We start from the raw sequence: 26,683 nt of genomic DNA, 5'->3' as shown, positions 1-26,683 counted from the left end.
CAGGGCGGGGGAATCAGGCGGTCATGAAGCCGCTCTCGTAGGCGGCGATCACCGCCTGGGTGCGGTCCCGCGCGCCGAGCTTGAGCAGCACGCTGCTGACGTGGGTCTTCACCGTCTCGCGGCTGAGGAACAGCTCGGTGGCGATCTCGGCGTTCGACAGCCCGCCGGCCACCAGCCGCAGCACGTCGGCCTCCCGGCCGGTCAGCTCGGGCAGCGCGGCGCTGCCCCGGGCGCGGGACGGCGCGTGCGCGGCGATCAGCCGGCGGGTGAGGTCGGGCAGCACCAGCGAGCTGCCCCGGGCGACCACCCGGATCGCGTCGACGAGCTCGTCGGGGTCGGCCCGCTTGAGCGCGAAGCCGCTGGCCCCGGCCTGGAGCGAGCGGTACAGGTAGTCGTCGTCCTCGAAGGTGGTCAGCACCAGCACCCGCGGCCGCTGCGGATCGCGGGCGACGAGCTCTCCGGTGGCGGCGATGCCGTCCAGATCGGGCATCCGCACGTCCATGAGGACGACGTCGGGATCGGTGCGCGCGGCCACCTCGAGCGCCTCCCGCCCGGTACCGGCCTCCCCCACCACGGTGAGGTCGGGCTCGCTCTCCAGGATCACCCGCAGCCCGGACCGGACCAGCACGTCGTCGTCGACGAGGACCAGCCGCAGCGGGGTCACGCGGCCCCCGCCAGCGGCAGGGTCACGCACAGGTCGAAGCCCCCGGACGGCGAGGGCTCGGCGGAGAGGGTGCCGCCCGCGGCCGCCGTCCGCTCCCGCAGGCCGGCCAGCCCGCGGCCGCCGCCGGGGCCGGGTCGGCTGTCCAGCTGCGAGGCCCGCTCGTTGCACACCCGGACGTCGAGGGTGTCGCCGCTGCGCACCACCTGGGCGACGGTGAGCGGGGTGCCGGCGTGCCGCAGCACGTTCGTCGTCCCCTCCTGGACCACCCGGTAGGCGAGCTCCTGCACCGCCGGCGGCACGTCGTCGACGTCGCCGTCCACGACCAGCGCCACCGGCAGGCCGCCGTCGCGCAGGCCGGCCAGCAGCCCGTCGAGGTCGGCGAGCGAGGGGGCGGCGAAGGGATGGGGGTCGGCACCGCCGTCCTCGGCGCGCAGCACGGTGAGCACCCGGTCGAGCTCGGCCAGCGCGGTGCGGGTGTTGGTCTCGATGTGGCCGAGCGCCTGCCGGGCGAACTCCGGCTGCAGCGGCCGGTCGCCGGTGGGGGCAAGGGTTCGCTGCGCGGCGCGGGCCTGGAGCAGGCTCGCGGTGAGCGCGTGGCCGATGGTGTCGTGCAGGTCGCGGGCCAGCCGGTTGCGGTCGGCCAGCCGCCGGCTGCTCTGCTGCAGCGCGGCGATCCGCTGCTCGGGCGCGGTGCCGAGCAGCCGCGGCGCCACCGCGGCGGCCAGCCGGACCAGCAGGTCGAGCACCGCCAGGGTCAGCACGACGACGGCGGCCATGAGCGCCAGCAGCGGCAGCGCGGTGAGCGGGTTCCAGCCGGTGCCCCAGCCGAGCGCGACGAACGCGGCGCTGCCGAAGGAGACGGCCGCCAGCGCGGCCACGCCCAGCAGCACCCGGGTGCCCAGCCAGCCGAGCGCGCGCCAGGTGTCGGCGGCGAACACCAGGCGCCGCAGCGCCCGGACGACGCCGCGCCGGTCGCGCACCCGCTCCCCGTCGGGGACGTCGACGCCCAGCAGCGTGCGGGCCAGCCGGCGCTCCAGGCCGGCGAGGCCACGGGTGGCCGCCAGCACGAGCAGGATCAGCAGCACGCCGACGCCGTAGATCACCGCGACGACCGAGCCGACCAGCCCCGCGTACAGCGCCAGGTACAGCAATCCGAGGGGCAGGCTCGCCAGCGCGTAGAGGGCCCGGCCCGGCCAGCCCGGGCGGGCGGCGGCGAGCAGGTCCCGGGCCCGGGCGGCGATCGGCGCGGCGCCGCGGCCGGGGATCGTCGATGGCATGGAGCGATCCTGGCCGATGGACCGGTCGGGCGATTCCCCCGTCAGCGCGCTCCCGCACTCCCCCGCGCGGGGGACCCGGGTCGGCGCCGCCGGGTGATCCGCGGCGCCCCGACCACCCGACAGGCTCGGCGCATGACTCCATCCCCGCCCCGGCGCCTCCCCGGGAGCCCCGCATGATCGAGGTGCGCGGGCTGACCAAGCAGTACGGCGCGGTGCGCGCCGTCGACGACCTCACCTTCGACGTCCGGCCGGGCACGGTGACCGGCTTCCTCGGGCCGAACGGCGCAGGCAAGTCCACCACGATGCGGATGGTGCTGGGCCTGGACCGGCCCACCTCCGGCCGGGCGCTGGTCGGTGGGCGGACGTTCGCCGGGCTGGCCGAACCGCTGCGCGCGGCCGGCGCGCTGCTCGACGCCCAGGCGGTCAACCCCGGCCGCAGCGGCCGCGACCACCTGCGGGTGGCCGCCCGCACGCACGGCATACCGGTGCGGCGGGTCGACGAGGTGATCGACCAGGTCGGGCTGGGCCCCGCCGCCCGCCGGCGGGTGCGCGGCTACTCCCTCGGCATGCGCCAGCGGCTGGGCATCGCCGGTGCCCTGCTGGGCGACCCCGCCGTCCTGCTGTTCGACGAGCCGATGAACGGCCTGGACCTCGACGGCGTGCGGTGGATCCGCCGCCTCGTGCGCGGGTTGGCCGACGAGGGCCGCACGGTGCTGCTGTCCAGCCACCTGATGAGCGAGATGGAGCAGACCGCCGACCACCTGGTGATCATCGGCCGCGGCCGGCTGATCGCCGACGCGTCGATGGCGGAGGTCATGCGCGGTGAGGGTGCCGACCGCCGGGTGCGGGTGCGGACGCCGTCGGGCGACGACCTGGCCGGCGCGCTGCTGCGCCGGAAGCTGCGGGTGCACCCCACCGGCGACGGCGACCTGCTGGTCGAGGGTGCGTCGGCGGAGACCGTCGGCGACGTGGCGCTGGAGGTGGGGGTGGCGGTGCACCGGCTGGCCGAGGAGCACAGCTCGCTGGAGCAGGTGTACCTCGACCTCACCGGGGACAGCGTCCAGTACCGCGTGCTGGGCGCGCCCGGGCCGGCCGGGCAGGTGCGGCGGTGAGCGCCGTCCGGACGGCGGAGCCGGGTGCGGCCACCGTGTTCGCGCGGGCGGCGTCCGCCGAGTGGCTGCGGCTGCGCACCGTGCGGACGACGTGGTGGTGCCTCGGCGCCGCGGCCCTGGCCGTCGTGGGCATCGGCACCTCGACCGCCGTCGAGGAGGCCGCGATGGCGACCGCCGCCGGAACCACCGCGACGGCGGCCGTCGCCGGTCAGTACGGCGTCGTGGTCGGGCAGTTCGCGCTGCTCGTGCTGGTGCTGCTCGCCGTCACCCAGGAGTACGCCAGCGGGGCGATCGGGCCGACGCTGCAGTGGACCCCGCGCCGCGGCGTCCTGCTGGCCGCGCGGGTCGCCGTCCCGGCCGTCGTGGCGACGGTGGCCGGAGTGCTGCTCGCCCTGGTCGCCGACGTCGCCGCCCGGCTCATCGCGCCGGACCTGACGCTGCGAGCCGGCGAGCTCGCCGACAGCCTCGGCGGGATCGCCGCTGTGCTGCTGGCCGGGAGCGTGCTCACCGCCGGCGCCGGGCTCCTGCTGCGCAGCACCGCCGCCGCGCTGGCCGCGGTGTTCCTGCTCCAGCTGGTGCTGCCCGCCCTGCTGCCCGCGTTCGGTGCCGAGTGGTTGACGGTCCTCGCCGAGTGGCTGCCGGGCTCCGCCGCCATCTGGACGCTGCTCGGTGAGCTGGACATGGCGGCCGGCCAGGCGACGGCACTGCTGGTCGGGTGGGCCGCGGTGGCCCTGGCCGCCGGCGGCTGGTCGCTGCTGCGCCGCGACGCCGGGTGACCGGGACCCCCGCGACCCGTCTCCCCGGCGGCGGTCAGCCGGTGGGGCCGGTGGCGTCCGGCATCCCGGCGGGCTTGTCGTCGTCCGCGCCGCTGTCGGGCACCTGGGTCACGTCGTCGGACATGCCGCCGCCCTGCGCCGCGCGGGGCGACTGCTCGGGCGCCGCGGTGACCTCCCCCTTCTCGGGCCGCTCGCCGGGCAGCTTCTCCTGGTCGTCGGGCGGCTCGGCCGCGCCGCCGTAGGGGCGGCCGGTCATGGATCCCTCGGTCATCGCACTGCTCCCTCGTCGTCGGAGTGTGGCCGTAGTGGGGTAGCCCGCGCCCCGTCGGCCAACCGTCGGATCCGGCAGGGATCAGGACGGGGTGATCACCCGGATCGGGGCGCCGGAGAGGAAGGCGGCGACGTCCTCCACGGCCTCGCCGTAGAAGACCTCGTAGGTGCCGCGGGTGACGTAGCCCAGGTGCGGGGTCAGGACGGCGCGGCGCAGCTCCCGCAGCGGGTGGTCGCGCGGCAGCGGCTCGCGGTCGTAGACGTCGAGGCCCGCGCCGGCGATGGTGCCGCGGCGCAGCACGTCGATCAGCGCCGCCTCGTCGACGATCGGCCCGCGGCTGGTGTTGACCAGGACGGCGGTGTGCTTCATCAGCGCGAGGTCGTCGGCGCCGATGAGCCCGCGGGTCCGCTTGGACAGCAGCAGGTGGACGGTGGCGACGTCGGCGGTGGCGAACAGCTCGTCCCGGTCGACCCGGCGGGCGCCGACCTCCGCGGCCCGCTCGTCGGTGAGGTTCTGGCTCCAGGCGACGACGTCCATGCCGAAGGCCGCCCCGATGCGGGCCACCTGCGAGCCGATCCGGCCGAGGCCGATGACGCCGAGGGTGCCACCGGCGAGGTCGCCGCCGATCGTGGTCTGCCAGCCGCCGGCGCGCATCGCGGCGTCCTCCTGCGGCACGTGCCGCACGGTGGCGAGGATCAGCGCCCAGGTCAGCTCGACGGTGGCGGTGCCCGAGGCGCCGGTGCCGCACACGGTGATGCCGAGTTCCGCGGCCGCCGCGACGTCGATGGACTTGTTGACCATCCCGGTGGTGACGAGCAGCCGCAGGTTCGGCAGCCGCTCGAGCACTCCGCGGCTGAACCGGGTGCGCTCGCGCATGGCGACGACGACGTCGAACGGCGCCAGCCGGGCGACGATCGCGTCGGGGTCGGCGACGCTGTCGTGGAACTCGACGACCTCCGCCGGTTCCGGCAACCGCGACCAGTCGGTGAACTCGGCGGCGGCCGACTGGTAGTCGTCGAGGACGGCGATGCGACGCATGTGCCCGGTCTACTACAGACGGTCCCCCGGCCGCACGGGCCGGGGGCGCGGTGTCACGGGCGCTTGGTGCCGGTGCCCTTGTCCTTGTTCGTGAACTTGGAGACGGCGTCCTTGATCTTGCGCTGGTTCTGCGGCTTGCGGGCCTCGTCCATGACCTTCTTGGCCATCCCACCCTTGGCGATCTTGCTCATGATTCCCATGCGTTCGTGGGTGCCCGTTCCGGGCCGGTCCACGCCTGGGCCGGCCGAGGTGTCACACGAGGGTCATGCGGCACGCTGCGCACCGTCGTCCGGCGCTCCGTCGTCCTCGGCGTCGGAGCCGGCACCGGGGTCGCGGGCCAGCAGGTAGGTGGCGACGCCGAGGACGATCCCGGCGACTCCGGACAGCGCGATGATCAGCGGCGTGCTGATCGGGCCGAGCACCGAGGTGAGCAGGTCGCGCGAGCGGGAGGTCGGATCGGCGAGCACCACCCCGACGAAGACGGCGACGAGCACGCCGGCGCCCGCGGCGGCGACGTGCGCGAGTCGGCCGGTGAACCCCAGCCGGTCGCTGACGCTGCGGGCGGCCTTGACGATGCGCCCGGCGCGCAGGATGCGGAGCGCACCGACGGTGCGCACCAGCCGCAGGATCTGCACCGGGCCGAGCGCGAAGACGACGGCGACGACCACCGCGACGGTGAGGGCGACCAGCCCGAGGTGCCCGCGCAGCCAGGCGCGCTTGTTCTCCGCGACGACCAGCAGGATGACCGTCTCGGCGACCAGCACCAGCCCGCTGACGACGTCGATGACGTGCCCGGCCGTGCCCAGCGTGCCCTCGGCGACGGTCAGGAACATCGCCGGGATCGAGGCCAGCGCCGCGACCAGCACCGGGAGCGCGAGGCGTTCCTGCCAGTGCTCCTCGCGCGTCTTCACCGGCGCCCCGGCTGCTGCCGGCGGAACGGGAGCGACCCCCGCGCGGGAGGCGGTTGCCTCCTGCGCAGGGGTCGCTCCGCGGCTCCGCACGGTGCCGGCGAGGTCAGCGGACGGCGCCGCGACCCTTGCCTGCGCCGCCGCCGCTGTTCTTGTTCTGGAAGTCGGAGATCATCTTCTTGATCTTCGCCTGGTTCTGCGGCTTGCGGGCCTCCTGGATGACCTTCGCCGCGATACCGGATGCCATGAGCTTCCGCATCATTCCCATGATCGCCTCCTCGTTGTTGATCGACCCGTCCGTGCCCCGCGGAAGCCGCGGCCAACCACCCGACCTCCAGGTAGGTGATGCTCACCAGGTGTCGACGTGCGGTCGCACCCGGCCGGGCGACCGCGGGGTCGCCGCCGCCTCGCGGGTCAGGGTGGTGATCCACCGGCGGGTGTCGGCGGGGTCGATGACGTCGTCGATCTCCCAGTGGGCCGCGACGTTGAGCCCCCGTCCCTTCTCGTAGGCGGCGGCGACCGCGGCGTCGAAGGCCGCCGCCCGCTCGGCGTCGTCCTCGATCACCGCCAGCTCGCGGCGCATGCCCAGCCGCACCGCGCCCTCCAGGCCCATCGGGCCGAACTCGCTGGTCGGCCAGCCGACGGCGAACCGCGGCACCTTCATGCTGCCGCCGGCCATCGCCTGCGCGCCGAGCCCGTAGGCCTTGCGGACGACGACGGTGCCGACGGGCACCGACAGGTTGGCGCCGGTGACGAACAGCCGGGAGAAGTGCCGGACCGTGGCCGTCTTCTCCGACTCGGGGCCGACCATGAAGCCCGGGGTGTCGCAGAGGAACACGACCGGCAGCCCGTGGGCGTCGCACAGCTGGAGGAAGCGGGCGGCCTTGTCGGCGGCGTCGGCGTCGATGGCCCCGCCGAGGTGGGTCGGCACGTTGGCGACGACGCCGAGCGGCGCGCCCTCCACCCGGGCCAGCGCAGTGATCATGCCGGCGCCCCAGCCGTCGCGGAGCTCGAGCACCGAGCCCTCGTCGGCCAGCGCGTGCAGCACGGCGCGCATGTCGTAGACCCGCTTGCGGTTCTCCGGGACGAGGTGGCGCAGCGCGCGCTGGTCGGGGGCGGCCCAGCCGGCGACCGGGCCCTGGAAGTAGGAGAGGTACTGCCGCGCCGCGGCGACGGCGGCGGCGTCGTCGGCGACCCGGATGTCGACCACCCCGTTGGCGTGCTGGACGTCGATCGGGCCGATCTCCTCGGGCGCGACGACGCCCAGCCCGCCGCCCTCGATCATCGCCGGGCCGCCCATGCCGATGTTCGCGTCCTCGGTGGCGATGACGACGTCGCAGGTGCCGAGCAGCGCGGCGTTGCCGGCGAAGCAGCGGCCGCTGGCGATGCCGACGGTCGGCACCAGGCCGGACAGCTTGCCAAAGAGCGCGAAGGCCATGGTGTCGAGCGCGGAGACGAGCGGGAGGTCGACGTCGCCGGGGCGCCCGCCCCCGCCCTCGGCGAAGAGCACGACGGGCAGCCGGCGCTGCTCGGCCAGCTCGAACAGCCGGTCCTTCTTCAGGTGGCCGCGCATGCCCTGGGTGCCGGCGAGCACGGTGTAGTCGTAGGAGACGACGACCGCCGCACTGTTCTCGCGGCCGACCAGGTCGCCGTTGACGTCGGCCAGCCCGCCGACGACGCCGTCGGCGGGGGTGCGCTCCTGGAGCTCCTCGCGGCTGCGGCGGCGCTCCTGGGCGGCGAAGACCAGCGGCCCGTACTCGAGGAAGCTGCCCGGGTCGACGAGGTCGGCGAGGTTCTCCCGGGCGGTGCGCCGGCCCTGGGCGTGCCGCTTGGCGACCGCCTCGGTGCGGTGGGCGTCCAAACCGATCTCGTGGCGGCGGCGGACCTCGGCGAGGTCGGGGCGGTCGGCGTCGAGGTCCAGCTCGCGGAGCTGCTCCTCCTCGCCGGATGCGGCGTGCTCGACGTCGGCGAGCAGCTGCCCCTCGCGGACGGTCTCGCCGACGCGCACCGCGACCCGCCGGACGGTGCCCCCGGCCGGCAGCGCGACGACGTGCTCCATCTTCATCGCCTCGAGCACGACGACCGCTCCGCCGGGCTCGACCGTCGCGCCGGGCCCGGCCTCGATCGCGACGACCGTGCCGGGGACGGGAGCGCGGAGCCCCTGCTGCCCGCCGGCCTCCTCGATGGGCGCCGTGGCGGCCGGCGCGAGCTCGGCGAGGTGGTCGTCGACGAACGTGGTGGTGGCCCCGGTGACCTCGGGGTGGGTGAGCAGCGCCCGCAGGAAGCCGGTGTTGGTGGCGACGCCGCGGACCTCGACCTCGGCCAGTGCGCGGTGCAGGTGCGCCAGCGCCTCGACGAGCCCGCCGAGCCGCTCGTGCACGACCACCTTGGCGAGCAGCGGGTCGTAGCGCGGGCTGACCTCGGTGCCCGGCCGGGCGGCGGTGTCGACGCGCACGCCGGGGCCGCCGGGCAGGGTGAGCGACCCGATCGTGCCCGCGGAGGGGACGACGGCGCCGTCGGCGGTCAGTGTCTCGGCGTTGACCCGGGCCTGGACGGCGCACCCGACGGCGCGGGGCGGGCCGTCGGCGAGCCCGAGGTCGGCGAGGGTGGCGCCGGCCGCGACGCGCAGCTGCAACCGCACCAGGTCCAGGCCCAGAACCTCCTCGGTGACGGTGTGCTCCACCTGCAGGCGCGGGTTGCACTCGAGGAAGACGAACCGCCCGGGGTCGCCGGCCGGGACGAGGAACTCGACGGTGGCCAGCCCGCGGAGGCCGACGTGCCGGGCGAGCGCCGCCGCGGCGTCGTGCAGCTGCTTCCGGACCGCACCGGGCAGGTTCGGCGCCGGGGCGATCTCGACGACCTTCTGCCGGCGGCGCTGCAGCGAGCAGTCCCGGTCCCCGAGGACGACGACGTCGGCGCCGGCGTCGCCGAGCACCTGGACCTCGACGTGCCGGGCGCCCTCGACCAGTTCCTCGGCGAGCAGCGCATCGGTGCCGAAGGCGACGCGGGCCTCGTCGGCGACCTGCGCGAAGGCGGCGGTGACGTCGTCGCCCCGGCGGAGGATTCGGGTGGCCCGGCCGCCGCCGCCGAACCGCGCCTTGAGCATCACCGCGCCGGTGGCGTCGAGCAGGCCGGCGACCCTCTCGGTCGTGGCGTCGCTGGTGCCCCGCGGAACCGGGACGCCGGCGGCCTCGGCGGCCTCGCGGGCGAGCACCTTGTCGCCGAGCGTCGCCAGGACGGCGGCGCCGGGGCCGACGACGGTCAGCCTCCCGCCGGCGTCCTCGGCGGCCCGCGGCAGCGCCGGGTCCTCGGAGAGGAAGCCGTAGCCGGGGTGGATCAGCTCGCAGCCGGCGGCGCGGGCGGCCTGCGCGACCGCCGCGGCGTCGAGGTGCGCGGCGGGGCCGCTGCCGGGGAGGAGGTGCGTCTCATCGGCGGCGGCGAGGTGCGGGGCGCCGGGCTCGTCGGCGGCCGTGACGGCGACCGACGTCATCCCCTCCGCGGCCGCCGCGCGGGCGATGCGGACGGCGATCTCGCCGCGGTTGGCGATCAGCAGACGGGCCACCCGGCGATGCTCGCACGCGGTTCCGACGGGTCGCGGCGACGGTCACCAGGCCGGTCGCCGGGGATCCGGATCGCACGCGATCGTGGACGGAGAGTGCAGGCATGCCGCGAACCGCGAAGTAAGCGGGTGATCGCGCGGTGTGAGGATCGGCCGGAGCACAGCCGGACGCCATACCGGGATCAGCCGAGGTCCGCTCGCGAGTCGCGGTTCCGGCCGGGCTCCGTCGTCCTCCCGCCGGAGCCGCGCAGACGCCGTGCGGCCCGCTTTGTGACCTTTCCGTGACATGCCTAGCGTCGTCGCCGGTCCGCCCGGGCTCCCGTCGTCACCACCCCCGGTGACACCCGCGCGGACACCGCCGAACCGGGCGTCGGAGCACATCCCGCCGCCTGGACCGGGGACCCACCGCAGCACTGGGGTGAAGCGCGTCCGGCATGCCCGGGAGCGCCGGGCGAGTTCCCCGCCCGAACCCGTCAGCTAACCCGGTAGGCGGTTGTCGGAGAACAGGAGAACCCGTCGTCCATGACGACTACTCGCACGTCCTCGATCACCCGCCGGTCCCTCCGCGGGGCGGCGCTCGCCCTCGTCACCGGAGCGGGCATCGCCCTCTCCCCGCTGCCCGCTGCCGCCGCCGGCGCGGGTGACACCGGCGGTGCGGTCACCGTGACCGTCGCCCCGGTCGCCGCACCGACGCACGCCGCCCAGGTCGCGGTGGAGACCGCGCTCGCCCAGCAGGGCAAGCCCTACGTCTGGGGCGGCACCGGCCCCGGCGGTTACGACTGCTCGGGTCTGACCTGGTCGGCCTACCAGGCCGCGGGCGTGGAGATCCCGCGGACCTCGCGGGTCCAGGCGACGGCGGGCGTCCACGTCGACCGGGCGAACCTGCAGCCCGGTGACCTGATCTTCTTCTACGACCCGGTGGGCCACGTCGGCATGTACATCGGCGACGGGCTGATGGTGCACTCGTCGACCTTCGGCCAGCCGGTGGCGGTCGTCCCGGTCGACTCGATGTGGGGCTACAACACCGCCCGCCGCGTCGTCTGATCCCGGCTGCGGACGGTGCCCGGTCGTGCGCGCACGACCGGGCACCGTCCGCACCGCTATCGGGAGCGGAGGGTCGCCCGCTTCAGCCGCACCATGAGCCGCATGCCGCCGGACTCGGCCAGCTCCTGCTGCCGCGCGCGCAGCTGATCGCCGAGCTGCTCGAGGCGCTCCTCGCCGAGGGCGTGCGACTGGGGGAACATCCGCTGCTCCTCCTCCATCGTGTGGTGGCGCACCGTCTTCTCCAGCATGCGCACCTCGGTGGCGAACTCCGGATCGGTGACGTCCATCCGCATGACGGTGGCGACCTGGTCGTCGATCTGCCGGTGCTCGGCGTGCGCGAGGGCCAGCAGCGGGGAGACGTCGGGGACGGCGGGGTAGAACAGCTCGTCCTCGATCTGGGCGTGGATCTCGATCTCGCGGAGGAAGCGGTCGCGGAGCTCCTCGCGCCGGTCGACGTCCGCAGCGGGGCTCTCCGCCAGCTCGCGGAGCAGCCCGCGCAGCACGTCGTGGTGCGCGATCAGGACCTCGTCGGCCTTCATCGGGATGCCTCCTCGGCCGTGGTGATCGCCGTCGGGCTGCGCCACCGGGCCCGCCGCCGGACCTCGACCGCGCCGTCGCGGACGCGGGTGTCGTAGCAGGGCAGCGGTGCGGTGGACGGGCCCTGGGCCGGGGACCCGGTGTCGAGGTCGAACCGGGAGCCGTGCCACGGGCAGACGAGCTCGTCGCGGTGCAGCCAGCCCTCCCCCAGCGGGCCACCCATGTGCGGGCAGCGCCCGCCGACCGCGCGGACCGCGCCGTCGGTGCGGACCAGCACCACCGGGACGCCATCGGCGTCGACGGCGAACGGCTCGCCGTCCGGGAGGTCGGCGAGCCGCGCGACCTGGGTGAACGTGCGCGGCGATCGGCTGCCTCCGGCGTGGTCGACGCCGAGCCGGTGCCGGTAGGAGAGGACGCCGCCGAGGTAGCCGCTGGCCAGGACGACGGTGTAGCCGGCGGCGGCGGTCACCCGGGCCCGCACCGCGCGGCCGCGGCCGCGGTCGGCGAACGACCAGGCGTAGAGCGCCAGCGCGGTGCTGTTGAGGGCCGCGTGCACCAGGCCGACGCGGCGGGCCTCGTCGTGGGCGTGCTGCCAGTCGGTCAGCCCGGTCGCGGCGGCGCCCACCGCACCCGCGATCCCCACTCCGACGACCGTGCGCGCCGCCTGCCCGGCGCCCGGCCCGCCGCGGCCGGTCGCGTCGAGCCCGTCGAGCAGCGCCGCCGCGCTCCAGGACCCGATCGGCACGGCGACGAGGAACGGGTGCACCGGATGCCCCAGCCAGACGCCGTGCAGGAGGTCCTGCAGCGGGCGGGCGTACCGGCCGGCGAGCAGGAATGTCAGCGAGATCCCGTGCTCGACCTGGTAGCCGGGCGCATCGAGCATCTGCCACCGCCCGACGGCGCCGACCGCGCGCTCGAGGACGCTCCGGACGCTCATCGGTGCGCGTCTTCCGTCGCCATGCCCCGAGCCGTGCCCAGCCCTCGGGACGGGAAACCCGAGGTCGCGACGTCGCCGTCCGTCTCGTCGGCGGGCACGGAGAGGCATAGCGTGCCGCTCCATGGCTGATCGAGAGTTCCGGACGGTGCTGGAGGGCGGCTCCTACTTCGAGGGGCCGCGGTGGCGCGACGGGCAGTGGTGGGTGTCGGACTTCTACCGGCACACCGTGAGCCGGGTGCCGGCCGAGGGCGGCGCGGAGACCGTCGTCCTGGAGGTGGAGAACCAGCCGTCGGGGCTGGGCTGGCTGCCGGACGGCTCGCTGCTCGTGGTGTCGATGAAGGACCACCGGCTGCTGCGGGTCACCGACGGCGAGGTGTCGACGCACGCCGACCTCTCCGACGTGTGCACCGGCCTTCTCAACGACATGGTGGTCGACGCGTCCGGCCGGGCGTTCGTGGGCGACTTCGGCTTCGACCTGATGGGCGGCGGGGCGCCGGCCCCGGCGTCCCTCAAGCGGGTCGACCCGGACGGCACGGTCACCGTGGTGGCCGAGGGGCTGCGTTTCCCGAACGGCTCGGTGATCACCCCGGACGGCGCGACGCTGATCGTCGGTGAGACGTGGGGCAACCGCTTCTCCGCCTTCGCGATCGGCCCGGACGGCTCGCTGGGCGAGCAGCGGGTGTGGGCGTCCCTCGGTGCGGAGCCGGTGGGCGACTCGGTCGAGGAGCTGATGGGGCAGGTCGTCGTCGCCCCGGACGGCTGCACCCTGGACGCCGACGGGCACGTCTGGGTCGCCGACGGCTTCGGTTCGCGGGTGCTGCGCATCGCACCCGGCGGGACGATCGTGGCGGAGATCGCCGCGCCGGCCGGGATGGGCGTCTACGCCTGCGCGCTGGGCGGCGAGGACGGCCGCACGCTGCTCATGTGCTGCGCACCGGACTTCTACGAGCACACGCGGGCGCCGGTGCGCGAGGCGGTGCTGGTGTCGAGGCAGGTCGCCGTTCCGCACGCCGGCCTGCCCTGACCCGGCCCGGGAACGGCGTGGGCGGGCGGGCGGCCCCCGGGCCCCCCGACCGCCATCACGGTCTGCTGCGCCGGATCAGGGAGCCGCGCTCACGAAGGCGCTCGGGGAGATCCGCTGGATCTCACCGGCCGAGGGCATGCCCAGGAAGCCGGCGATGCTCCACGCCGAGGCGTACAGGTCGCGGCCCTCGACCTCCAGCCCGGTCGGCATGGTGACGTCGGCCGTGGCGCGCGAGCCGTCCCGGGCGATCCGGGTGACCTCGCCGACCGTCGACGGGTCGAAGTCCGCCGGCGGCGGGCCCTCACCCATCGGCATGCCCTCGAGCACGTTCGAGACGTAGACCGTGCCCTTGTGGTCCACGGCGACCCCGGTGACGCTGGTCAGATCCGCGATGACGTCGACCTGGTGGCCGTGCTTGTCGAGCACGTAGACCCGGCCCGCACCCGGCACCTCGGCGCCGAGCGTGCCGACGTAGATCTTCCCGTCCGGCCCCTCGGTGATCTCCGTGGGCACCGAGTCGCAGCCGACGGTGTCCGGGTTGTTGAACGCCTCCGCGCACCCGTCGACGTCGGTGACCACCGGCGGGACGAAGAAGGTGCTGATCTCGCCGGACTTCCGGTCGATGGAGAGGACGGCGTTCGCGCCCGCGTCGGAGACGAGGATCCGGTGCGGCTGGGCGAGCACCGCGAACGGGTTGGACAGCGTCTCGAACGGCTCGCCGTCGACGAACTGCTCCTGGCCGTCGGGGTTGTTGTCGAGCTCGTACTGGAGCAGGTCCCAGGTCCGCAGGATCTCCCCGCCCGGCGTCGCCTCGATGAGCACCTGGCTGGGCACGTCGGCCGGCACGTCGGCCGGCGGGGAGCCCTCCTCCGGCGGCGGGGGGACGAACTCGCCGACCGCGACGTAGATCAGCCCGCGCACGTAGTCGACGCCCTGCGCGTTGCCCAGGCCGCTGAGGATCGTCCGCGTGGTGCCCCGGCGCGGGTCGATCCAGGTGACCTCACCGGTGTCGGACTCGGCGACGAGAAGCCGGTGGCCCTTGTACTCGCTCAGCTGGCGGGGTCCGTCCAGCCCGGTGGCGACGGTGGTGACGGGCTCACCGGGGTGGTGGTGCTTCCCGCCGCCGTCGGCACCTGCCGCCGTCGGCGACACGACGACCAGCGCGATGGCCGCGGCCGCTCCCGTCGCTGCGCTGCTGTACCGCATCCTGCTCTCCCTACGTTGGAATCCCCCGCGAGGACGGAGGGAACATCCCAGGAAGCGATCCGCCGGAGCGGGCCGTCCGACGTCGCTGGACGACGTCCGTGCGTGCCGTGACCGACCGCGATCCGTACGACTTCCTGGGTGACCGGTAGCCGGAGCAGCGCGGCGACGTAGCGGGTGCGGTGGGCAAGGCTCGGGTGCGGCCGCGGCGCCGCCGGGTAGGCCTCTCCCATGACCGCTCCCCCGCCCGTCCTGCTGCTGGACGTCGACGGCGTGCTCAACGCCCTCCGCCGTGACCTGCCGGAGGGCTGGCGGCGCGGGACCTACAACGGTTACGTGCTGTCCTGGGACCCCTCGGTCGCCGCCCGGCTGCGCGAGTGGCACGACTCCGGGCGGGTGGAGCTGCAGTGGCTGACCACGTGGACGGAGCAGGCCGACCGGCTCCTCGCCGAGCCGATGGGCCTGCCGCGCGGGCTGCGGACGCACAGCCGGGACGTGCTCCCCACCGGCTTCGGCGGCCGGTTCGGCGGCATCTCCGGGTGGTGGAAGCTGGCCGCCGCCCGGGCGGTCGCCGAGGCCGAGCCCGGCCGGCGCATCGTGTGGATCGACGACGACCTCGCCGAGCAGGCCGAGGACACCAGCGAGTGGCTGGCCGCCCACGGGCAGGTGCTCGTCGTGGCGCCGGACCTCCTGCTCGGGCTGACCCATGCCGAGCTGGACCGGGTGGAGGCCTGGCTGGCGGATCCGGGCTGACCCGGCGGCGCTGCGGGCGGCGCTCACAGGAAGCCGCCGTACCCTCGGGTCCAGACGCCGACCAGAGGAGCCCCGCCTCGTGGCCTCCGTCCCTCCGGACTCCCGCACCACGCGCTGGCTCTGCCGGCAGCCCACCGAGCCGCTGCCGCAGGCCGAGCCCGTCCGCCGTCCCCGGTTCGACCGCCCGCCGCCGGCGGGCAACGACTGGTACGGCGCCCCGCCGCCCGCCGGTCCGCCGCCGCGTCCCTGGCCCGGGGGCGAGCCGCACCGTCCGTACCCGGCGGCCCGGCCCGACGGCCCGTTCCCGCCCGGACGCCCGTTCCCGCCGGCCGACCCGTTCCCCCCGGCTCCTTCGCAGCGGGGCCGCCGCGGGCGCCGTCTCCGGAACCGCGCTCCGCGCCGTCGCCGCGGGCTGTTCCGCCGCGCCGGCCGCCTGCTGGCCGTGGTCGCCGTCGTCCAGGCGCTGGTCGTGCTGTCGCTGCGCTGGGTGGACCCGCCGACGACGGCGTTCATGGCGGCCAACCCCGACGGCGCGATCCAGCAGTCGGTGCCGGTCGAGCACGTCTCCCGGAACTTCCTCGCCGCGGTCATCGCGCACGAGGACGCCCCGCTCCCCTACCGCTCCGGCGCGTTCGAGTGGGACGAGCTGTGGAGCCGCGCGACGGCCCACCTCGCCGGCAACGAGGACCCCTCGGGCTCGACGATCCCGCAGCAGATGGCGAAGAACCTCTTCCTCAACCAGGAGCTCAGCGCCTGGCGGAAGGCGGTCGAGGCGGGTCTCGCCGTCGAGCTGGCCGCGTTCGTCGACGACCGCCGGATGCTCGAGCTGTACGTCAACTACGCGCAGTTCGGCCCGACCATCTACGGCGTCTGCGCGGCCGGCTGGTACTACTTCGACTCCCCGCCGGGAGAGCTGTCAGCCGGCCAGTCCGTGATGCTGGCCGGCCTGCTGCCCTCCCCCGGGCACGTCCGCCGCGCACCCGGCGGCGGCATGGACTTCCAGGTGGACGACGGCCTGGGCTGGCTGTCCCGCTCGCACGTGCTCAACGCCCAGGCCCGGGTGCCCCGGCACCTCGACCGGCTGGGCTTCACCCCCGTCGAGGACGCCGGCGTCGCGGGCCTGGCGTCGGAGCAGGAGCCGTCGTCCGACGACTGCTCGGCGCCGCCGCAGGAGGTCACCGACCTGATCGCCGCGGAGGGCACCGCCTAGTCGTCGGCCACCTGCCGCGCCTCGTCGAGCCGGCCGGCGTCCAGCAGCGCGGCGTGCAGGAGGGTGCGGGCATCCGGGTTCGTCGTACCTCCCGTGGCCACTTTCCGGAGGTCGGGTCCGCGGATTGTCGACATGACAGACATGGCGGAGACGTACGAGATGGCCGGCGACCTGAAGCAGGCCCACCGCTGGGTCGCCATGGGGATGAGCCGGTTGCAGCTGACGCCGGAGTCCGATGAACCGTACGACTACGAGGTCGAGATGCTGCTCGACGCCCGCAGCCGCGTCCGTGAGGCGCTCGGCTTCCCACCCGACGAGCTCGACGGGTGACCGCCCGCCCCGCCCCGCCCCTCCCCTCGGCCGTCGGCCCCGACGTCCTGGTGGCGGTCGGCCTCAGGCGTCGTCGACCAACGGGCCCGACCGGTGCACCCCGTACGCGAGCCGGGCCCCTTCCCGTGCGACGACCGGCCCCTCGTCGCCGATCCGCCGGCACCCGGGCGAGCACTCCCCCGTGGTGGCGGAGACGACGAAGCAGGTGACGTTCGGCCATCCGGCGTCGGTGCAGAAATCGCCGATGTCGGCGAGCACTCTGGACGCGGCGAGGGGCGCCAGGCCCGGCTGCACCTGCTCGGCGAACTCCTTGTAGGTCACCGGCCGGACACCGGTCCGGGCGAGCTCGTGCAGGATCCGCAGTCCGTCGACCATGCGGCGCCGCCTTCCTGCCGGCCACGCCACGTCCTCCAGGTAGCGGCGAGGACGGGATTCATCCGCACCTCCTGGGGCGTCAGTCGGTCAGGTGATCGCGCAGCCGATCGAGGAACGGCAGTTGGCCCTTCACCATCTTCGTGCGGGCGGTGTCGAGGTCGAACCAGGCGGCGCGGTCGATCTCGGGGAACTCCCGCAGTCGCCCCGAGCGCGGCGGCCACTCCAGCTCGAAGGTGTTGCTGCGGACGGCGGTGACGTCGAGATCGCCCTCGCCCACCCAGACGGCGAGCACCTTGCGGCTCTTGAGCTCGCCGAGCGGCTGCAGCTCGACAGCAGGCACCGGCAGGCCGAGCTCCTCGGCGAACTCACGGCGGGCGGCGGCCTCGGCGTCCTCACCCGGGTCGTGCTCCCCCTTGGGGATCGACCAGGCGCCGTCGTCCTTCTTCGCCCAGAACGGGCCACCCATGTGCCCGAGGAGCACCTCGACGTCGGCCGGGTCGCGCCGGCCGGCGAACCGGTAGAGCAGGACGCCGGAGCTGCGGACGGGTGGCACGCGGCTCAGGATCGCAGAGACGGACGAGGGTGAGGTCGGCGCACCCGGGACACCGGGTGGCGCCGGTCCTCCCGCCGGGGCCGGACCGGTCGGCCCTACCGGCCGGCGGCACGCCGGCCGGTAGGGCGACTCACGGGCTCAGCGGGCTCCGGCGTCCCGGCCCTGCTGGGGGTTGGGCATCGGACGCCGCTGCTGGAAACCCGCGTCGAAGCGCTGGGTCGCCTCCATCTCGCTCGTGTCGGGAGCGGCGTGCCGGCCGACGCGGGGAAGCGAGAACTCAGCTGTCTCGTCGAGCAGGTGCTTACTCACAAGCCGTCCTTCCGTGGATTTCGGTCAGCGTAAGGAGGCCGGACGGGCCATCGCGGGACCTTCGGGAAAGTCCCTGGTCACCTGTGGTCTACGTGACGGCTGTGGCGAGTGCGTGTCGCGGCGCTCTGCACCTCGTCGCGTGTTCGGCCGGATCCTCGCCGGCCGGTGCGCTCGACGGTCCTCGAACAGGTACCAGCGGCGATACCGTCCGGGCATGGCGATGACCCTGCGGCTCGATGATGACGAGAGCGAGGCCCTCCGTCGTCGAGCCGAGCTCGAGGGCCGCTCGATGCAGGAGGTCGCCCGACAGGCAGTCCGGGACTACATCGAGCGCAACAACGAGCGGGAGCTGTTGGACCGCGTCCTCGACCAGGAGTTGCCTCGCTACGCCGAAGCCCTGGAGCGGCTCGGACAGTGATCCATCTCGACCTCGATGACCTCCTGCACATGGCCGGACGGACTCTGGGCGACGTGGAGGTCCGCGACTTCGGGCTGCTGGAATCGGCAGCGGCGAGGCCCCTCGCCACCGCGTTCGGCCGGGACGCGTATCCGTCCGTCCACGGCAAAGCGGCGGCGCTGCTGCGCTCGCTCGCCCGGAACCGTCCCCTCGTCGACGGCAACAAGCGGCTGGCACTGGCCGCGACCATCGCCTTCTACGGTCTCGACGGCATCCGGCTGACGCTGACGAACGACGAGGCCTACGACCTCGTGACGGCGGTTGCAGCCGGCCACCTCGACGACGTGGGCCTCATCGCCGAGCGCCTGGCAGTCGGAACCGGACCGTGGCGGTGACCCCGGTCAGGGCGTCCCGACCGGCAGGGTGATCCCGGACGGCGACGCGCTGCTGTGGCAGATCCGGTGGGTCACCGGCATGCCCCGGGTGCCCTCGCCGGGCGGCTCGCCGGTGCCGAGGTTGCGGGCGTAGCGCGGGTGGGCGCCGCCGGAGACCTGCAGCCGGATCCGGTGCCCGGCCCGGAAGCGGTGCGCGATGTCGGGCAGCGTCGTCTCCACCGTCCGATCCCCCGCCGCCGGCTCCTCGCCCGGTGCCGGGTCCAGCCGGACCAGCCGGTCGGTGACGTTGATGGACCGGCCGGTCGGGTCGACGTCGCACAACCGCAGGAAGACGTCGGCGTACGGGTTGTCCGACTCGTGGAACAGCCGGATCCGCGCTCCACCGAGCAGCTCGACCGGCTTGCGCAGCGGCGCGGTGGTGAAGGTGCGGACGTCGTCGCGCGCCTCGAGCTCGCGGTTGTCCCGCTGGCCGGCGCTGGCGGCGAGCACCCGGCCGCCGACCGACGGCGTCGGGTCCATCGGGTCGTAGCAAAAGGTGGTCGGCTCGTCGGGTCCCGTCGGGACGTCGTCGTCCAGCCGCCCGCCCGCGGCGAGGTACCAGGCGCGGTCGGTGGTGGCCGGGGGCCAGTCGGGCATCGTCCGCCAGGTACCGGCACCGGTGACGTGCACCCGCACCCGGTCCGTGCGCTCGGGGGCGGGTGACGCGCCGGCCACGGGCAGGTGGGTGGTCAGCCAGGCGAGGCTCTCCGGCGTCGTCACGGCGGCGTCGATGGTGAGGTGCGCCCACGGGCCGAGGGTGAGGCCGACGTCGACGCCGCGGTCGTGCAGGACCGCGTACTGGTACAGCGTCTGCTCGACGAACCAGTCCTGCCAGCCGCCGATGAGCAGCGTCGGCACCGTCGAGGAGTGCACGGCCGGGGTGGCGCGGTAGCGGTCCCAGTAGGAGTCGGACAGGTCGGGATGCGCCAGCCATTCGTCGAACCACGGGGCCGGCATGCCGCCGAAGCGCTCGGCCAGGCCCTGCAGCGGCAGCTCGCCCAGGTGCGGGGCCAGCCGCCGCTCGGCCGTCATCAGCCGGTACAGCCCACGCAGGAAGCTGACCCGCTCCTGGTGGGCGACCAGCTCGGTCCAGATGGCGAGATTCGTGAGCTGGAAGGCGCCGTCGACCAGCCCGGCCTGGGCGAGGTCGTGCGGGCCGATGTGCAGCACCATCGCCTTGAGCTCGGGCGGCGGGTCGAGCGCCAGGGCCCACTGCGTGTAGCCGAGGTAGCTGGGGCCCAGCGTGGCGAGCCGGCCGTCGAACCAGGACTGCTCGCGCAGCCAGGCGACGGTGTCCTGCCCGTCGTACTCCTCGTGGACGACGGGGCTGAACTCGCCGCCGGAGCCGAACGTGCCGCGCACGCTCTGCACCACCACGGCGTAGCCGCGCTCGGCGTACGGCACCGTCATGGGGAGGGCGAACCCGAGGCCGCGGCCGTAGGGCGAGCGCAGCAGCACGGTCGGGTGCGGGCCGGTCGAGGCCGGCAGGTAGACGTCGGCCCGCAGGGTGGTGCCGTCGCGCATCGGGACGTCGATGCCGCGCAGCACCCGCACGTCGTTGGTGGCTGCGGGCAGCTGCCACCGGCGGCCGAGCGCTGCGGCGGCGACGCGGGCCGGCCGCGGGAGCGGCGTGGGGAGCGTGCGGTCCTTCCAGGGCACAGGGCCTCCAGGTCGATGGGGACGGCGGTTCCGGACCCTAGCCGCGAGCTCGGTTCGCGAGGTGCGGCTCACGGCTGGGGCAGTCGGAAGGCGCACCGCAGACCGGGCGCAGCGGCGAGACGCCGGTCGAGCGTCCACAGCGGCGCCTCGAGCGCCTCGGCCAGTGCGACGTAGGCGGCGTCGTACGCGGTGACCCCGGGGTGCAGTTCCCACACGCGGTCGGCCAGTGGCTCGAACGGGAAGCTCGTCAGCGGCAGCTCGACGAGATCACGGTGGGCCAGTGCGCCGACGTCCGCGCCGAGCCGGCCGGCGAGCACGGCGCGCCGGAGCACGTCGGACACCTCGACGTACAGGTGCTGTGGCGCGGCGAGGTCCTCGCCGCGCAGCCCGGCCCGCGCCCAGGAGCCGTCCGGTCCCCCGTCGATCAGCGCGGCGACGACGGCGGATGCATCGACCACGATGGTCACCTGCGGTCGGCATCCCGCAGCTCGAGGACCGCGTCACCGGACAGCTGACTGCCGGTGGTGAGCACGCGGTGCTGCACGCGGTCCCACAGGGCGTCCGGGCTGGGGCGCCGGGCCAGCGCCACCAGTTCTGCCCGCAGGTACTCCTGCAGCGACTGCCCGGCTCTGGCCGCGCGGGCCGCCAACTCGTCCCGAACGTCGTCGGGAACGTCGCGGATCGTCATGGATACCGGCACGCATGCAGATTAGCAGCGCATGCAGCACTACGGCGGCGCTGAAGCCGTGGTCGGGCTCAGCCGAGCAGCAGCCGCCAGGTGGCGTAGCCGTCGTCCGCGGCGTCGCCGAGCCGGCGCCATTCGGGAGCGTCCGGATGGCCGAGCACCTGGTCGAGGCGCTGCAGCCGCTTGCGGTCACTACCGGCGAACCGGTCCCGCTCGGCGAGCGGGTCGGGAATCAGACCGGCCAGGAAAGCCGCGTCCCCGCTGTGCCGCTCCCGATCGCGGGCGTCGGTGGCCCAGGCGGCAGCCTTGAGCACCAGGGCGCCGAGCAGGTCCGGCACCGGGACCGACGCCGCCCGCTCGCCCTTCGTCACCTGCACCGGCGTCGCCCGCTGCAGGGCCTGGGTGCCGCCGTCGATGCGGAACGTGTCCCCGCCAACCGTGCGCAGCCGCCGCCGCGGGGGCGTGTGGTCCGGTGCCAGGACGTCGGCGCGTGCCTGGTCCCGGGCCCGGACGAAGCGGTAGACCTTGCCGGCGGCGTCCGGCTGCGGTTCGAGGTCCAGGTCTCGCACCGCGCGCACGCAGCGCACCAGTCCGGCCTCGTCGGTGAGCAGGTCGGCGAGGACGTCGACGTCCTGGCTGGCCCGCGTGGCCACCCGCCCGGCGAGCAGCCCGTGCAGCATGACCATCTGGCCGCCGACGAGCACCCAGCCGGTCGGCGGCAGCTGTTCGGCGAGGTCGAGGACCAGGTCCCAGAGGATGTCCAGCGGACCGGCCACCGCCGGCAGTTCGACATGCGGCTCGGCTGCCGCAGCGCCGGTCACCGGGGAAGGTCGCCCAGCGCGTCGGTGAGCAGGTCCAGGCCGGCCCGCCGGGTACGCACGTCGGGTGACTCGGCGAGGTCGACGGCGACGACCGCAGCCGGCATGTGAGTGCGGCCGGCCAACTCCAACCCGTCGTACCGCGGCACACGCACCACGAGGTTGGCCTCCCCTCGTTCGGACAGGCCCAGTTCGCGGCGCAGCTCGTCCAGCGTGCCGTGAGCGCAGTACACCTCGGCCGCGGCCTCAGCGGCGACGATGTCGGCGCCGACGGCAGCCGCCGCGGTCAGTCCGGAGGGGACGACGCCGTCGGCGGCGAGCAACCGCTGCCGGTAGGCAGGCAGGACCCGCAGCTCGTGGCGCTCCGCTCGGTCCCGGGCTGCGGCGACCAGTCGCTCGGCGTCGTAGCCGTGCAGCCGGGTCAGCAGCCGGGAGCGGTCAGCTGGCGCCAACCAGTCGACGTCCTCCCCGGAGAGCTGCCACAGCGCGGCCCACACCGTCCGCGGGGCCAGAGCACGCCCCGCCGTGATCGGCAGCCGCGCCCGCCCCTCCACGGCATCTTCGTCGAGCACGAGCGTCCGACCGACCCTGCGGGCCGCCAGCTTCCCGGCACGGATCAACCGGCGGACCTGCTCCGGTTCGACGCCGAGACGTTCGGCGGCCTGGTCGACGGTCAGCATGCCGGTCCCCTCGGTCGCACAAATGGGTGTCTGATGGGCCCTATTGTGCCAACACGTCGCGTCGACCGTGTCCGCGACGCGCCGCGCAGCGAACACTCAGCCGGTGGCGACCTCGCCGGAGTGGGGGACCAACTCGACCCAGGTGGTCCCGGGCGCCAGGGCCACGGGGTCGCCGTCCGCATCGGTCAGCTCCACCCGGTCGCCAACGGCCGGCTTGGACCACGTCGCCTCGACCGTGTGCCCGCCGGAGGCGACGAGGGCCCGCCCGCTGCCGGTCAGGATCGTCTCCGGAACGGGGTTGCCGGCCGGATCGCGGGCTCCCGTCTGGACGACGTCGACGCGCAGGACGACGACGTTGGCGGCACCGATCCGCGCGCCGTCTGCCTCGACCGCCGGGGTGCTCCCCTCGGCGCGCAGCCAGCGACCGTCCGCGGCGCTCCAGGCCCACCGGGGACTGCTGATCCCCGACAGCGTGAGGTCCAGCGTGGTCGTCGGCTGCCCCGCGGCGACGGCGGTGGACTGCTCTCCCGTCGCGGCGTGGTCGAACTGGGCGCCGGGCGAGGCCCGATGCGTGGCGTCGGCCTGGTCGACGAGCGTCTGCGGCACCGCGTGGACGTTGTGCGGCGCCGAGCGGCTCGTCGTCCGGAAGAACCCGTCGGCGCCGGCATCCTGCGTGACCACCTGCAGTCCGGCGTCCCGAGCGGCGGTGACGTAGGCGGGCACCCCGCCGGAGAACGCGAGCAGCCCGCCGAGGGGTGCGGCGATCGCGGGGTCCATCGGCCGGATCGACCGCACGGGGCCGATCTCGGGCGGAAGGGTGGAGTGGTAGACGGCGACGAACCGGGTGATGCCGCCCTCGACGACCTGCTCCCACACCATGTCCGCGGCGTTCAGCCCGGTCTGCGGGCGGGCGGCGACGGAGTTCTCGATCTTCACGGCGAGCGCCGGGCGGTCGGGGATCGTGTCGGCCGGCACGCCGGTCAGCGGCCAGGTGGGCCCGGACGGTGACGTGCCGGCGAGCACCGAGTCGAGGAGCGGCAGTGCCGACACGTGCGGCTTGACCGCCGGCCACACGACGACGCCGGCGACCACCAGCACCGCGAGCAGGAGAAGCCGGCCGGCGCGCCGGGGCCCGGAGCGCCGGCGACCTCTCGCGGTCCTCCGCTTCGCCGGCCCCGATCGCCGACCGGAGCCCTTCGTCGGCCGGGAGCGCTTCGGAGACCCGCGGCCGGCCGTCGACCGGGAGCGCGGCCGCGGTGCGGTCGACGTGGGCACGGGGAGCTCCCTGACTCGGTGACGTCTTGCCCCTTCTGTATCGGCACGATTCACCGGACCCCCGACCCGGTCACCGCCGAGCCGCTTCCAGGAACTGGACCGGCTGCTCGTGGATCGGCCTCGCCGAGTCGGCTGCCGCCGCTCAGGTCGGCGTCGGGTCCTCGAACGGCTCGACCAGCCCGGAGAGCGGAGTCGGGCCGTCATCCCCGTCGTACACGTACTCCAGCCGGCCGTCGGTGAGCACCGGACGCCCCAGGATCGGCCGGATGCGGCGCGGCTCCGCCATCGCGGACGCCACGTCCCGGTGGGCGGTGAGGTCGCGCAGGGTCGACGCGGTGGCGTTCATCATGACCAGCGACCCGTCGCGGAATCCCCGGTACGCCTCGGCGACCGGCATCCAGGTCACCCGGTCGGCCTCGCCGCCGACGTCCCGGGTGCGCTGACCGGCCGGGAGCGCGGCGAGGAAGAATCGCGTGTCGAACCGGCGGGTCTGCCACTCGGGGGTGACCCAGTGCGCCCAGGGGCGGAGCAGGTCGGCGCGCAGCAGCAGGGAGCGTGCTCTCAGGAAGTCGCTGAGGGCCAGCGTCCCCTCGATGAGCGCGAGCCGGTCGCGCTCCCAGTCCTCCCCCGTCGTGTCGGTGACCAGGGTGCCGTCCCGGTGCGCGGCGAGCAGGACGCCGGACTCCTCGAACGTCTCGCGGACGGCCGCGGAGACGAGCGCGACCGCCAGCTCGGGATCGCAGGAGAACGCCTCGGCCCACTCGGCGGGTGGCGGGCCGGCCCAGTGCTCCGCGGCCTCGCGGTCGCGGGGGTCGACCGAGCCGCCCGGGTAGACGTGCATGCCGGCGGCGAAGGCCATCGTGGGACGGCGCCGCAGCAGGTAGACCTCCGGGCCGGCCGCACCGTCGCGGAGGAGGACCACGCTGGCGGCGTCGCGAGGCTCGACGACGTCGGTCTCTCCGCGCAGGTACCGCTCGACGAGTTCGGTGCGATCGGCTGGCATGGCCTCATGCTCGCACCGGGGCGCGGCGTTGGCGCCGTGCCCCTGATCGCGCGGGGGCCGCAGGGCTCGCCGCCCGCCGCGGCGAGGCCCTAACGTCCGAGGAGACCTCGTCCCGGTCAACGGAGGAGCAGGCGTGCGTGCGGTGCAGTACCGGACCATCGGCGGCGAGCCCGAGGTGGTCGACGTCCCGACGCCGGAACCGGGACCGGGGCAGGTCCGGTTGCGGGTGACCGCCGCGGGGCTGTGCCACTCCGACGCGTTCGTCATGAGCCTGCCGGCCGAGCAGTACGCCTACGGCCTGCCGCTGACGCTCGGCCATGAGGGGGCCGGCGTCGTCGACGCGCTGGGTTCCGGCGTCACCGGCGTGGAGGTCGGCGAGCCGATGGCGGTGTACGGGCCGTGGGGCTGCGGGCTGTGCCACGCGTGCGCGCGCGGCGCGGAGAACTACTGCCCGCGCGCGGCGGAGCTGGGCATCGCGCCGCCGGGGCTGGGCTCCCCCGGCGCGCTGGCCGAGTACCTGATCGTGGACGACGTCCGGCACCTGGTGCCGCTCGGCGACCTCGACCCGGTGGCCACCGTGTCGCTCACCGACGCCGGGCTGACGCCGTACCACGCGATCGTCTCCAGCCTCGGTGCGCTGCCGGCCGGGAGCACGGCCGTGGTGATCGGCGCCGGCGGGCTCGGGCACGTGGGCATCCAGATCCTGCGGGCGATCACCGGGGCCACCGTCGTCGCGCTGGACATCAGCGAGCAGAAGCTCGAGCTGGCCCGCGAGGTGGGCGCGCACCACGTGCTGCTGTCGGACGCGTCCGCCGTCGGGGAGATCCGGGCGCTCGCCCGCGGCGTGGGTGCGCAGGTGGTGTTCGACATGGTCGGGGCCCCGCCGACCATGGAGATCGCCCGGAAGTCGGTCGCGCTGGACGGCGTCATCCAGATCGTCGGGATCGGTGGCGGGCTGCTGCCCACCGGCTTCTTCTCGACGCCGATGGGCGCGTCGGTGCGGGCGCCGTACTGGGGCACGCGGTCGGAGCTGATGGAGGTGCTCGACCTGGCGCGGGCCGGTGTGATCCACGTCGAGGTGGAGAGGTACTCACTCGACCAGGCGCCGGACGCCTACCGGAAGTTGCACAAGGGCACGATCCGCGGCCGCGCCGTCGTCGTCCCCGGCGACTGATCTCCCGGCCGCCGGAGCCCCCGGTACGGCTACGCCGACGCCGCCGTGGCCTCGCGGTGACGCACGACCTGGGTCGGCGTGCCGGGCGGGAAGTACGCCTGACGGCGTCGCGCCAGACGGTCGAGCTCCCAGGTCCACGGGATGCGGTTCGCCTTGCGTGCGTTGTGCCGGCCACACAGGACCTGGCCGTTGGCGAGGCTCGTCGCCCCGCCGCGGCTGTGCGGGTGCACGTGATCGGCCTGCAGCCTCTCCGTGGTCGGGCAGCGGCCGGACAGCCAGGAGTGGTGCTCGCAGCGACGACCGGCACGCGCCAGGAGCGTCGCCCGATCGGCGCCGACGAACAGCCGCTGCGGATCCCGGGGATGACGCCCGTGGACCGCCGTCCGCACCGCGCGGACCATCCGCCCCAGGACGAGGAGAGCGAGGAACCCGGCCGGCCACGGATGCGCTGCGGCCGCATCCACGAGAGACCGCAGCAGGTCACTCAAGACGTCGGGCAGGCCCGCCTCCACCAGACCACCCGGGACCGTTCCGGGCTCGGTCCCCATGGCTGGAACATCGGTCCCCAGACCGGTCACCTCGAGCGGCAGCAGCGGGTCGAGCCCCGTAGCGGCGTACGCCGCTGTCCCGTCCGTCATGCGGGCACGCGAGCAGGATGACGGCGACGCGGTCGCGGCA

32 protein-coding genes and 1 riboswitch are annotated in these 26,683 nt (G+C 74.9%); of the genes, 10 read left to right on the top strand and 22 right to left on the bottom strand.

Annotated features, from left to right (window positions below):
* Window positions 1–13: 13 nt before the first annotated feature.
* A complete protein-coding gene (locus ACI790_RS01345) occupies window positions 14–664 on the bottom strand; it encodes a response regulator (RefSeq protein WP_456567975.1) in 651 nt (216 codons plus the stop codon).
* A complete protein-coding gene (locus ACI790_RS01340; RefSeq protein WP_456567974.1) occupies window positions 661–1,941 on the bottom strand; it encodes a sensor histidine kinase in 1,281 nt (426 codons plus the stop codon). Before ACI790_RS01340 ends, ACI790_RS01345 begins: the two co-directional genes overlap by 4 nt.
* 173 nt (window positions 1,942–2,114) lie before the next feature.
* On the opposite strand from ACI790_RS01340, the gene ACI790_RS01335 reads away from it, so the two are divergent.
* Window positions 2,115–3,053 carry an ABC transporter ATP-binding protein gene (locus ACI790_RS01335; RefSeq protein WP_456567973.1) on the top strand — a complete coding sequence of 313 codons (939 nt, stop codon included), beginning with the start codon at window positions 2,115–2,117 and terminating at the stop codon, window positions 3,051–3,053.
* Window positions 3,050–3,829, top strand: a complete 780-nt coding sequence (locus tag ACI790_RS01330; RefSeq protein WP_456567972.1) for a hypothetical protein — start codon at window positions 3,050–3,052, stop codon at window positions 3,827–3,829. Before ACI790_RS01335 ends, ACI790_RS01330 begins: the two co-directional genes overlap by 4 nt.
* A 34-nt stretch (window positions 3,830–3,863) precedes the next feature.
* Here ACI790_RS01330 and ACI790_RS01325 read toward each other — a convergent pair whose 3' ends face one another.
* The 6 genes from ACI790_RS01325 to ACI790_RS01300 form a co-directional block, all read right to left on the bottom strand.
* Window positions 3,864–4,100 (bottom strand): hypothetical protein, encoded by a 237-nt coding sequence (locus ACI790_RS01325; protein WP_456567971.1) that lies wholly within the window; start codon window positions 4,098–4,100, stop codon window positions 3,864–3,866.
* A gap of 81 nt (window positions 4,101–4,181) precedes the next feature.
* Window positions 4,182–5,138: a D-2-hydroxyacid dehydrogenase family protein gene (locus ACI790_RS01320; RefSeq protein ID WP_456567970.1), complete on the bottom strand. Its 957-nt coding sequence runs from the start codon at window positions 5,136–5,138 to the stop codon at window positions 4,182–4,184.
* 53 nt (window positions 5,139–5,191) lie between these two features.
* Entirely contained in the window at window positions 5,192–5,338 is a 147-nt protein-coding gene (locus ACI790_RS01315; RefSeq protein WP_456567969.1) for a hypothetical protein, read from the bottom strand.
* Between the two features lie 63 nt (window positions 5,339–5,401).
* Entirely contained in the window at window positions 5,402–6,049 is a 648-nt protein-coding gene (locus ACI790_RS01310; protein ID WP_456567968.1) for a hypothetical protein, read from the bottom strand.
* Between the two features lie 103 nt (window positions 6,050–6,152).
* Entirely contained in the window at window positions 6,153–6,314 is a 162-nt protein-coding gene (locus ACI790_RS01305) for a hypothetical protein (protein ID WP_456567967.1), read from the bottom strand.
* 81 nt (window positions 6,315–6,395) lie between these two features.
* Window positions 6,396–9,608, bottom strand: coding sequence for a carboxyl transferase domain-containing protein (locus ACI790_RS01300; RefSeq protein WP_456567966.1), 3,213 nt, complete (start codon window positions 9,606–9,608; stop codon window positions 6,396–6,398).
* A gap of 370 nt (window positions 9,609–9,978) precedes the next feature.
* Window positions 9,979–10,112, top strand: a riboswitch (cyclic di-AMP (ydaO/yuaA leader).
* 15 nt (window positions 10,113–10,127) lie between these two features.
* Between ACI790_RS01300 and ACI790_RS01295 the strand changes: the two genes are divergently transcribed.
* Window positions 10,128–10,649 (top strand): C40 family peptidase, encoded by a 522-nt coding sequence (locus ACI790_RS01295; protein WP_456567965.1) that lies wholly within the window; start codon window positions 10,128–10,130, stop codon window positions 10,647–10,649.
* A 56-nt stretch (window positions 10,650–10,705) separates the two neighbouring features.
* Here the strand turns inward: ACI790_RS01295 and ACI790_RS01290 are convergent, their stop codons facing one another.
* Entirely contained in the window at window positions 10,706–11,188 is a 483-nt protein-coding gene (locus tag ACI790_RS01290; RefSeq protein ID WP_456567964.1) for a hemerythrin domain-containing protein, read from the bottom strand.
* Window positions 11,185–12,123, bottom strand: a complete 939-nt coding sequence (locus tag ACI790_RS01285) for a Rieske 2Fe-2S domain-containing protein (protein ID WP_456567963.1) — start codon at window positions 12,121–12,123, stop codon at window positions 11,185–11,187. The genes ACI790_RS01290 and ACI790_RS01285 overlap by 4 nt, the downstream gene beginning before the upstream one ends.
* 121 nt (window positions 12,124–12,244) lie before the next feature.
* Between ACI790_RS01285 and ACI790_RS01280 the strand changes: the two genes are divergently transcribed.
* Window positions 12,245–13,147 (top strand): SMP-30/gluconolactonase/LRE family protein, encoded by a 903-nt coding sequence (locus ACI790_RS01280; RefSeq protein ID WP_456567962.1) that lies wholly within the window; start codon window positions 12,245–12,247, stop codon window positions 13,145–13,147.
* A gap of 75 nt (window positions 13,148–13,222) precedes the next feature.
* Here the strand turns inward: ACI790_RS01280 and ACI790_RS01275 are convergent, their stop codons facing one another.
* A complete protein-coding gene (locus ACI790_RS01275; RefSeq protein WP_456567961.1) occupies window positions 13,223–14,353 on the bottom strand; it encodes a ScyD/ScyE family protein in 1,131 nt (376 codons plus the stop codon).
* 228 nt (window positions 14,354–14,581) lie between these two features.
* Here ACI790_RS01275 and ACI790_RS01270 point away from each other — a divergent pair, with 228 nt between their 5' ends.
* From ACI790_RS01270 to ACI790_RS01260, 3 genes are all read left to right on the top strand, one after another.
* The gene (locus ACI790_RS01270; RefSeq protein WP_456567960.1) at window positions 14,582–15,103 is read left to right on the top strand and encodes an HAD domain-containing protein; all 522 of its coding nucleotides are present in this window, start codon (window positions 14,582–14,584) and stop codon (window positions 15,101–15,103) included.
* Between the two features lie 79 nt (window positions 15,104–15,182).
* Window positions 15,183–16,313 (top strand): transglycosylase domain-containing protein, encoded by a 1,131-nt coding sequence (locus tag ACI790_RS01265; RefSeq protein ID WP_456567959.1) that lies wholly within the window; start codon window positions 15,183–15,185, stop codon window positions 16,311–16,313.
* A 132-nt stretch (window positions 16,314–16,445) separates the two neighbouring features.
* Window positions 16,446–16,643 carry a hypothetical protein gene (locus ACI790_RS01260; protein WP_456567958.1) on the top strand — a complete coding sequence of 66 codons (198 nt, stop codon included), beginning with the start codon at window positions 16,446–16,448 and terminating at the stop codon, window positions 16,641–16,643.
* 63 nt (window positions 16,644–16,706) lie between these two features.
* Here the strand turns inward: ACI790_RS01260 and ACI790_RS01255 are convergent, their stop codons facing one another.
* The 3 genes from ACI790_RS01255 to ACI790_RS01245 all read right to left on the bottom strand — a co-directional run bounded on the left by ACI790_RS01255 (window position 16,707) and on the right by ACI790_RS01245 (window position 17,880).
* The gene (locus tag ACI790_RS01255) at window positions 16,707–17,018 is read right to left on the bottom strand and encodes a hypothetical protein (protein ID WP_456567957.1); all 312 of its coding nucleotides are present in this window, start codon (window positions 17,016–17,018) and stop codon (window positions 16,707–16,709) included.
* A gap of 79 nt (window positions 17,019–17,097) precedes the next feature.
* Entirely contained in the window at window positions 17,098–17,571 is a 474-nt protein-coding gene (locus ACI790_RS01250) for an NUDIX domain-containing protein (RefSeq protein WP_456567956.1), read from the bottom strand.
* Window positions 17,572–17,709: 138 nt separating this feature from the next.
* Window positions 17,710–17,880, bottom strand: a complete 171-nt coding sequence (locus tag ACI790_RS01245) for a hypothetical protein (protein WP_456567955.1) — start codon at window positions 17,878–17,880, stop codon at window positions 17,710–17,712.
* Between the two features lie 214 nt (window positions 17,881–18,094).
* Between ACI790_RS01245 and ACI790_RS01240 the strand changes: the two genes are divergently transcribed.
* The gene (locus ACI790_RS01240) at window positions 18,095–18,298 is read left to right on the top strand and encodes a DUF6290 family protein (RefSeq protein ID WP_456567954.1); all 204 of its coding nucleotides are present in this window, start codon (window positions 18,095–18,097) and stop codon (window positions 18,296–18,298) included.
* Complete coding sequence (locus ACI790_RS01235) at window positions 18,295–18,672, top strand: type II toxin-antitoxin system death-on-curing family toxin (RefSeq protein WP_456567953.1); 378 nt, start codon at window positions 18,295–18,297, stop codon at window positions 18,670–18,672. Before ACI790_RS01240 ends, ACI790_RS01235 begins: the two co-directional genes overlap by 4 nt.
* A gap of 6 nt (window positions 18,673–18,678) precedes the next feature.
* On the opposite strand, the gene ACI790_RS01230 is transcribed toward ACI790_RS01235, so the two are convergent.
* From ACI790_RS01230 to ACI790_RS01200, 7 genes are all read right to left on the bottom strand, one after another.
* Window positions 18,679–20,370: a CocE/NonD family hydrolase gene (locus tag ACI790_RS01230; RefSeq protein ID WP_456567952.1), complete on the bottom strand. Its 1,692-nt coding sequence runs from the start codon at window positions 20,368–20,370 to the stop codon at window positions 18,679–18,681.
* A gap of 68 nt (window positions 20,371–20,438) precedes the next feature.
* Window positions 20,439–20,828, bottom strand: coding sequence for a type II toxin-antitoxin system VapC family toxin (locus ACI790_RS01225; protein WP_456567951.1), 390 nt, complete (start codon window positions 20,826–20,828; stop codon window positions 20,439–20,441).
* Between the two features lie 5 nt (window positions 20,829–20,833).
* Window positions 20,834–21,070: a FitA-like ribbon-helix-helix domain-containing protein gene (locus ACI790_RS01220; RefSeq protein ID WP_456567950.1), complete on the bottom strand. Its 237-nt coding sequence runs from the start codon at window positions 21,068–21,070 to the stop codon at window positions 20,834–20,836.
* A gap of 56 nt (window positions 21,071–21,126) precedes the next feature.
* Window positions 21,127–21,831 (bottom strand): hypothetical protein, encoded by a 705-nt coding sequence (locus tag ACI790_RS01215; RefSeq protein ID WP_456567949.1) that lies wholly within the window; start codon window positions 21,829–21,831, stop codon window positions 21,127–21,129.
* A gap of 41 nt (window positions 21,832–21,872) precedes the next feature.
* A complete protein-coding gene (locus tag ACI790_RS01210) occupies window positions 21,873–22,553 on the bottom strand; it encodes a helix-turn-helix domain-containing protein (RefSeq protein ID WP_456567948.1) in 681 nt (226 codons plus the stop codon).
* 96 nt (window positions 22,554–22,649) lie between these two features.
* Window positions 22,650–23,651, bottom strand: a complete 1,002-nt coding sequence (locus ACI790_RS01205) for a DUF3048 domain-containing protein (protein WP_456567947.1) — start codon at window positions 23,649–23,651, stop codon at window positions 22,650–22,652.
* Window positions 23,652–23,970: 319 nt separating this feature from the next.
* On the bottom strand, window positions 23,971–24,831 hold the full coding sequence (locus ACI790_RS01200; RefSeq protein ID WP_456567946.1) for an NUDIX hydrolase: 861 nt from the start codon (window positions 24,829–24,831) through the stop codon (window positions 23,971–23,973).
* A gap of 133 nt (window positions 24,832–24,964) precedes the next feature.
* On the opposite strand from ACI790_RS01200, the gene ACI790_RS01195 reads away from it, so the two are divergent.
* On the top strand, window positions 24,965–26,005 hold the full coding sequence (locus ACI790_RS01195) for an NAD(P)-dependent alcohol dehydrogenase (RefSeq protein ID WP_456567945.1): 1,041 nt from the start codon (window positions 24,965–24,967) through the stop codon (window positions 26,003–26,005).
* A 29-nt stretch (window positions 26,006–26,034) separates the two neighbouring features.
* On the opposite strand, the gene ACI790_RS01190 is transcribed toward ACI790_RS01195, so the two are convergent.
* Window positions 26,035–26,643 (bottom strand): HNH endonuclease, encoded by a 609-nt coding sequence (locus tag ACI790_RS01190; RefSeq protein ID WP_456567944.1) that lies wholly within the window; start codon window positions 26,641–26,643, stop codon window positions 26,035–26,037.
* Between the last annotated feature and the right edge of the window lie 40 nt (window positions 26,644–26,683).

The sequence above is a fragment of the Blastococcus sp. SYSU DS0539 genome (assembly GCF_054050855.1).
The sequence above is the reverse complement of the archived record's forward strand: the minus strand, read 5'-3'. Positions and strand labels throughout refer to the sequence as shown.

What these genes read in the sequence shown, in the direction of transcription:
- ACI790_RS01190 (WP_456567944.1), bottom strand. Translation starts at nt 26,643, where the DNA reads ATGACGGACGGGACAGCGGCGTACGCCGCTACGGGGCTCGACCCGCTG.
- ACI790_RS01270 (WP_456567960.1), top strand. Translation starts at nt 14,582, where the DNA reads ATGACCGCTCCCCCGCCCGTCCTGCTGCTGGACGTCGACGGCGTGCTC.
- ACI790_RS01290 (WP_456567964.1), bottom strand. Translation starts at nt 11,188, where the DNA reads ATGAAGGCCGACGAGGTCCTGATCGCGCACCACGACGTGCTGCGCGGG.
- ACI790_RS01210 (WP_456567948.1), bottom strand. Translation starts at nt 22,553, where the DNA reads ATGCTGACCGTCGACCAGGCCGCCGAACGTCTCGGCGTCGAACCGGAG.
- ACI790_RS01280 (WP_456567962.1), top strand. Translation starts at nt 12,245, where the DNA reads ATGGCTGATCGAGAGTTCCGGACGGTGCTGGAGGGCGGCTCCTACTTC.
- ACI790_RS01260 (WP_456567958.1), top strand. Translation starts at nt 16,446, where the DNA reads ATGACAGACATGGCGGAGACGTACGAGATGGCCGGCGACCTGAAGCAG.
- ACI790_RS01335 (WP_456567973.1), top strand. Translation starts at nt 2,115, where the DNA reads ATGATCGAGGTGCGCGGGCTGACCAAGCAGTACGGCGCGGTGCGCGCC.
- ACI790_RS01320 (WP_456567970.1), bottom strand. Translation starts at nt 5,138, where the DNA reads ATGCGTCGCATCGCCGTCCTCGACGACTACCAGTCGGCCGCCGCCGAG.
- ACI790_RS01295 (WP_456567965.1), top strand. Translation starts at nt 10,128, where the DNA reads ATGACGACTACTCGCACGTCCTCGATCACCCGCCGGTCCCTCCGCGGG.
- ACI790_RS01255 (WP_456567957.1), bottom strand. Translation starts at nt 17,018, where the DNA reads ATGGTCGACGGACTGCGGATCCTGCACGAGCTCGCCCGGACCGGTGTC.
- ACI790_RS01200 (WP_456567946.1), bottom strand. Translation starts at nt 24,831, where the DNA reads ATGCCAGCCGATCGCACCGAACTCGTCGAGCGGTACCTGCGCGGAGAG.
- ACI790_RS01325 (WP_456567971.1), bottom strand. Translation starts at nt 4,100, where the DNA reads ATGACCGAGGGATCCATGACCGGCCGCCCCTACGGCGGCGCGGCCGAG.
- ACI790_RS01275 (WP_456567961.1), bottom strand. Translation starts at nt 14,353, where the DNA reads ATGCGGTACAGCAGCGCAGCGACGGGAGCGGCCGCGGCCATCGCGCTG.
- ACI790_RS01305 (WP_456567967.1), bottom strand. Translation starts at nt 6,314, where the DNA reads ATGGGAATGATGCGGAAGCTCATGGCATCCGGTATCGCGGCGAAGGTC.
- ACI790_RS01340 (WP_456567974.1), bottom strand. Translation starts at nt 1,941, where the DNA reads ATGCCATCGACGATCCCCGGCCGCGGCGCCGCGCCGATCGCCGCCCGG.
- ACI790_RS01240 (WP_456567954.1), top strand. Translation starts at nt 18,095, where the DNA reads ATGGCGATGACCCTGCGGCTCGATGATGACGAGAGCGAGGCCCTCCGT.
- ACI790_RS01285 (WP_456567963.1), bottom strand. Translation starts at nt 12,123, where the DNA reads ATGAGCGTCCGGAGCGTCCTCGAGCGCGCGGTCGGCGCCGTCGGGCGG.
- ACI790_RS01315 (WP_456567969.1), bottom strand. Translation starts at nt 5,338, where the DNA reads ATGGGAATCATGAGCAAGATCGCCAAGGGTGGGATGGCCAAGAAGGTC.